Source organism: Thiohalophilus sp. (genome assembly GCF_046483665.1).
Taxonomy (GTDB): domain Bacteria; phylum Pseudomonadota; class Gammaproteobacteria; order UBA6429; family Thiohalophilaceae; genus Thiohalophilus.
Genome location: NZ_JAWOCR010000066.1, coordinates 1 through 4,510 on the forward strand (window position 1 = coordinate 1; position 4,510 = coordinate 4,510).

Genomic DNA, 4,510 nt, shown 5'->3' on the forward strand with positions numbered 1-4,510 from the left:
ACAGCGAAATCAATGCCAAAGTCATAACCACGTTCCTGCGCATGGACGGACATCAGGTTACACATGTTACAGACGGTAATCAGGCATTACACACACTTCTTCAAAAACGATTTGATCTCGTCTTGATGGACATGCGAATGCCAGGGCTTAGCGGTATCGAAGTCACTTATGCCTGGCGCAAACAGGAACCGCGGCGACAGCATATCCCCATTATTGCGCTCACAGCTAATGCCACTACCGAAGACAGGAAAAACTGTCTGGCCGCCGGGATGGACCATTTTCTGGTAAAGCCGGTCAGTCATGACACCTTACAGGCGATAATCAACGCATTTTTTGAACCTTCAATGGAAGAAAGCCATGAGAAACAACGATCTGCTCGATGAAAATCGTCAGTTACGGCGTAAACTCAAGGCCTACGAGACTAACGCCAGCCGCAACGAACAGAAGCTGCGTCGTTTCCAGGATCACGAGTTGCAATTTATCAGTGCCGGTAGCGCACATGAACTTCTGGAAGCCATATTCAGCGAATATCGTGCCGAATTCCATCTTGATGCTCTCACTCTTTTATTGATTGACCCTGAATACGAGATTCGTCGTGTGATGGAAAATCTCGACATCACAAACCAGAGCCACCCTGATATATTATTTGTTGACGATGCCGCTCCGCTGCAAGCTTATTTTAACGAGCACTATCATCCCCGGCTGGGAAGCTGTAACGAGTCCTGTTACCTTTTTCTGTTTCCCAATACCGACACATTGCCTTCGAGCATAGCGCTGTTTCCTCTTGTCCGTCAGGGAAAACTCATTGGCAGTCTGAATCTTGGAAGCTACGAACCGCAAAGGTATATTCAGGGTGTTGCTACCGACTTTCTCGAACGGCTGGCGGCAATAATTGCCGTTTGCCTGGAGAGTGCAATCAATAGTGAAAAACTCAAATTACTCGGTTTACTCGACCCTCTGACCGGTGTGCATAACCGACGCTATTTCGACGAACGTCTTGAGGAAGAGACAGATCGGTGTCTGCGCGAGCAGGCCGCACTCAGCTGTCTGTTTCTTGATATCGATCATTTCAAGCAGTTCAATGACAATCACGGTCATCATATCGGCGATCTTGTCTTGCGGGATGTGGCATCACTGATCAAGCGGCAGATGCGCTCCAGCGACGTGATGGCCCGCTTTGGCGGAGAGGAATTTGCCGCCCTGTTGGTACGTACAGATAAACAGGAAGCCATGGATATTGCCGAGCGGATTCGCACATCAATTGCCCGGCATCAACCAGTGGATGCGGCAGGCCAACCATTACATATCACCATTTCTATCGGCTGTGCCAGCCTGGTCGGCAACCCGGATGTTGCTTCCCGGTCTGCGGCTCAGCATCTGCTACAACAGGCCGACAAGGCTCTATACATAGCCAAGAAGTCCGGCCGTAACCGTATCGACTATTTACTTGCGGAAACTTTCGACCTCATGAACCAACCTGCCTGAGTAAAGGCTTTCGCACCCGTTCGAAATCTCTGGGTGCAACATACTGCAGTAACTCCTTGCCATCATCGTCCAGCAGAAGATCCAGTCCCTTGTCCGGATAGAGCCAGTGACGCTTGCCTTCCTTCAGAACAATAATATCATCGGGTAGTCCGAAGCGCTGGCGGATCATCTCCTCGTCAAGGTTGGTATACGGAATATAACTCAGCGCACTGATCACCATGCTGTCCAACTTCTCACGATCCGCTGGTGCCATGCGATAGCGCCTGGCACCGCTTTCCATCCGTTTGCTTCGGGTGGCCCGTTGCTTGATTGCCTTCAATTGCGACGGTGGGGCATCAAGCAACAGAATATATTTTCCGCTGAGCCCGCCCAGGGTCACTTCGTTAAAATAGATTTCCAGCGATAAACTGCCATCCGGATTTTCGAACAGACCTTCGTCATAACGTGTGCCGAGAATCGACCGGGCACCTTCCAGTGTAGTCTGGTTAAACTGGATTCCGAAGACACGACTACCCCCATCGGGCAAGCGGGTAACCTGCCAGGGATAGATTTGTTCGGTCGGTGGCGCCTGCTGTTCGCAACCGACCACAAATAAAAAACCAAACAGGGCAAACACGAGTTTGTACATCATTGAACACCATTAATTTAATCGTAGTTTCGCGGACAGGGTTGTCGGGCGATACAACCCCAGCGACAGGGCCGCTTTTGCATCAATTATTCTGTGACGGGTTGAACCTGTAGCCAGAAGGTAACGGGCCCCTCGTTGACCAGGCTAACCTGCATATCCGCGCCAAAACGCCCCGCAGCAACCGGGGCGTGTTGCCGCCGGGCCTGTACCAGCAACAGATTAAACAGCCGTTCACCCTCGTCAGGTGCCGCGGCCCGACTGAAACTCGGGCGCATACCCTTGCGGGTATCCGCCGCGAGAGTAAATTGTGGCACCAGCAACAGGCCACCGCCGGTATCCTCTAGTCCCAGGTTCATTTTACCCTGCGCATCGGCAAATACCCGGTAGCCGAGCAGGCGCTGCAAAAGCCGCTCGACCTGTGACTCGCTGTCGCCCTGCTCAATACCGATGAACGCCAGCAGTCCCGGGCCGATCTCACCGATCAGCTCGCCCCGGACATGCACCGCAGCCGTGGTCACACGCTGGATCAGGGCAATCATGCCGGGGCAAGTTCGTCGGCCATGTGGCGGGTTGCCCGCACCAGGGCGTCGACTATGCCTGGCTCCGAGGCTGAATGCCCGGCATCGGCGATGATCGACAGCTCCGCACGCGGCCAGGCCCGGTGCAATTGCCATGCGTTCTCCATGGGACAGATCATGTCATATCGGCCTTGCACGATATAACCGGGGACATTCTTGAGACGCCCGGCCTCTTCCAGTATCTGGTCATCGCGCAAAAACGCATTATGCATAAAATAGTGTGCCTCGATCCGGGCCAGGCTGAGTGCGGTATGGGTATCCCCGAAGTGGTTCAACACCCCTTTGCTGGGCCGCAACGTCGCCGCGCGCCCTTCCCACAACGACCAGGACTTGGCGGCAGTCAGCCGGGCAATATCGTCGTTGCCGGTCAGGCGCCGGTAATAGGCGCCCAGCATATCGTTACGTTCTTCCGGTGGAATCGGCCGCAGATAATCTTCCCAGTAATCAGGAAATATGCGGTGTGCCCCATACTGATAAAACCATTGAATTTCCTGCCTCCGGCACAAAAAGATACCGCGCAGGATGAGCCCCAGTATTCGTTCAGGGTGGGCTTCGGCGTAAACCAGCGAGAGAGTTGCACCCCAGGAACCGCCGAACAACACCCATTGTTCGATTCCGAGATACTCGCGTAGCGCTTCCATGTCCGCTATGAGTGCCTGGGTTGTATTGTTTTCCAGCGACGCATGCGGGGTGGAGCGTCCCGCCCCGCGCTGGTCGAACAATATGATGCGGTATTTTTCCGGATCAAAAAATTGCCGATGATAGGCCTCACACCCGGAACCGGGCCCGCCATGGACAAACAGCACAGGGATTCCTTCCGGGCTGCCGCACTCCTCCACATGCAGGATGTGCGGCACCTCGACGGCAAAGCTGTGCGTTACATAGGGCTTGATCGCCGGATAGAGGTTCTCCACTCGGTCGTCCTAGTCTTTCACCGGTTCGCCCCGATAACCCATGGCCGCGGCAATGCCCGCCAGCGCCAGACCAATCAGAATCAAAAAGGGACCAATACCGGTATTCAGGATCGCATTGGCCCAGCCCAGACCGAAGACAGTTCCCAGATAAAGCATGCCCGAATGCAGCAACGTTCCGACGATAAACATCCAGCTGATCACCTGCTTGAAGATAACGTTGACCGCCAGAAAACCAAGCACCACGCCGACCGCGATATTGAGTAACGATTCGAGGTTACCGTGGGCGTGCGCCCCGCCTTTTATCCCGTCGATTTCACTCTCCAGGTTAAGCAGCTTGTTGAGCGAGAGGATACCGGAAGTATTGGCTTTCGCAATTTCAGCGCCGCTGAGTGGTTCCAGCATCTCCTCGAAATCATTGGTCTGCAGCTGCTGCAGACGGCCTACGGCCGCCTGTTTATCCTGCACTGCCGCGCCATAGTCTTCATATTTGTCGACCATGACAAGACCCAGTGCCGCGGTAAAGACCAGATAAATAAAACCGAAAACGATGTTCTTTTTACCAACCATGACCGCCTCCTTGTGCTACGTGCTTTTTTATTGATGGGCATCCATCATAAAGCCTTTATGCTGAACACGCCAAGGCGGTAACCCGCTTTTTGCGCTGGGCAAAGGCGGGCAGGGATGTGATTTTAGCTGGCGCGCGCGGCCTTCTTGCGCTCGTGTTCCTTGAGGAACTTCTTGCGCAAACGGATATGGTTGGGGGTTACTTCCACCAATTCATCGTCGTCGATGAACTCCAGCGCCTGCTCCAGGGTGAGCTTGATGGGCGGGGTCAGCACGATATTCTCGTCCGTACCTGCTGCACGCACGTTGGTGAGCTGTTTGGCCTTGAGGGGATTGACCAC

General features: G+C 54.0%; 6 protein-coding genes and 1 pseudogene. 2 read left to right on the top strand and 5 right to left on the bottom strand.

What is annotated here, in order from left to right; translation table 11 throughout:
* Positions 1-383: response regulator (locus R6U90_RS12865; protein WP_410353087.1), on the top strand; the 383-nt coding region annotated here is incomplete at its 5' end.
* Positions 358-1,485: a DUF484 family protein gene (locus R6U90_RS12870; RefSeq protein ID WP_410353088.1), complete on the top strand. Its 1,128-nt coding sequence runs from the start codon at positions 358-360 to the stop codon at positions 1,483-1,485. The genes R6U90_RS12865 and R6U90_RS12870, both read left to right, overlap by 26 nt.
* Here R6U90_RS12870 and R6U90_RS12875 read toward each other — a convergent pair.
* The 5 genes and pseudogenes from R6U90_RS12875 to R6U90_RS12895 form a co-directional block, all read right to left on the bottom strand.
* Complete coding sequence (locus R6U90_RS12875) at positions 1,466-2,116, bottom strand: hypothetical protein (RefSeq protein ID WP_410353089.1); 651 nt, start codon at positions 2,114-2,116, stop codon at positions 1,466-1,468. The two genes, R6U90_RS12870 and R6U90_RS12875, sit on opposite strands and share 20 nt — an antisense overlap.
* Before the next feature lie 83 nt (positions 2,117-2,199).
* Complete coding sequence (dtd, locus tag R6U90_RS12880; RefSeq protein WP_410353090.1) at positions 2,200-2,652, bottom strand: D-aminoacyl-tRNA deacylase; 453 nt, start codon at positions 2,650-2,652, stop codon at positions 2,200-2,202.
* A complete protein-coding gene (gene pip / locus R6U90_RS12885) occupies positions 2,649-3,605 on the bottom strand; it encodes a prolyl aminopeptidase (protein ID WP_410353091.1) in 957 nt (318 codons plus the stop codon). Before pip ends, dtd begins: the two co-directional genes overlap by 4 nt.
* A gap of 9 nt (positions 3,606-3,614) precedes the next feature.
* Entirely contained in the window at positions 3,615-4,172 is a 558-nt protein-coding gene (locus R6U90_RS12890; RefSeq protein WP_410353092.1) for a hypothetical protein, read from the bottom strand.
* Positions 4,173-4,294: 122 nt separating this feature from the next.
* Positions 4,295-4,510 (bottom strand): annotated as a pseudogene (locus R6U90_RS12895) (translational GTPase TypA); the annotation flags it as partial.

Coding starts and splice junctions, on each gene's coding strand:
- R6U90_RS12875 (WP_410353089.1), bottom strand. CDS start 2,116: ATGATGTACAAACTCGTGTTTGCCCTGTTTGGTTTTTTATTTGTGGTC.
- R6U90_RS12890 (WP_410353092.1), bottom strand. CDS start 4,172: ATGGTTGGTAAAAAGAACATCGTTTTCGGTTTTATTTATCTGGTCTTT.
- R6U90_RS12870 (WP_410353088.1), top strand. CDS start 358: ATGAGAAACAACGATCTGCTCGATGAAAATCGTCAGTTACGGCGTAAA.
- dtd (WP_410353090.1), bottom strand. CDS start 2,652: ATGATTGCCCTGATCCAGCGTGTGACCACGGCTGCGGTGCATGTCCGG.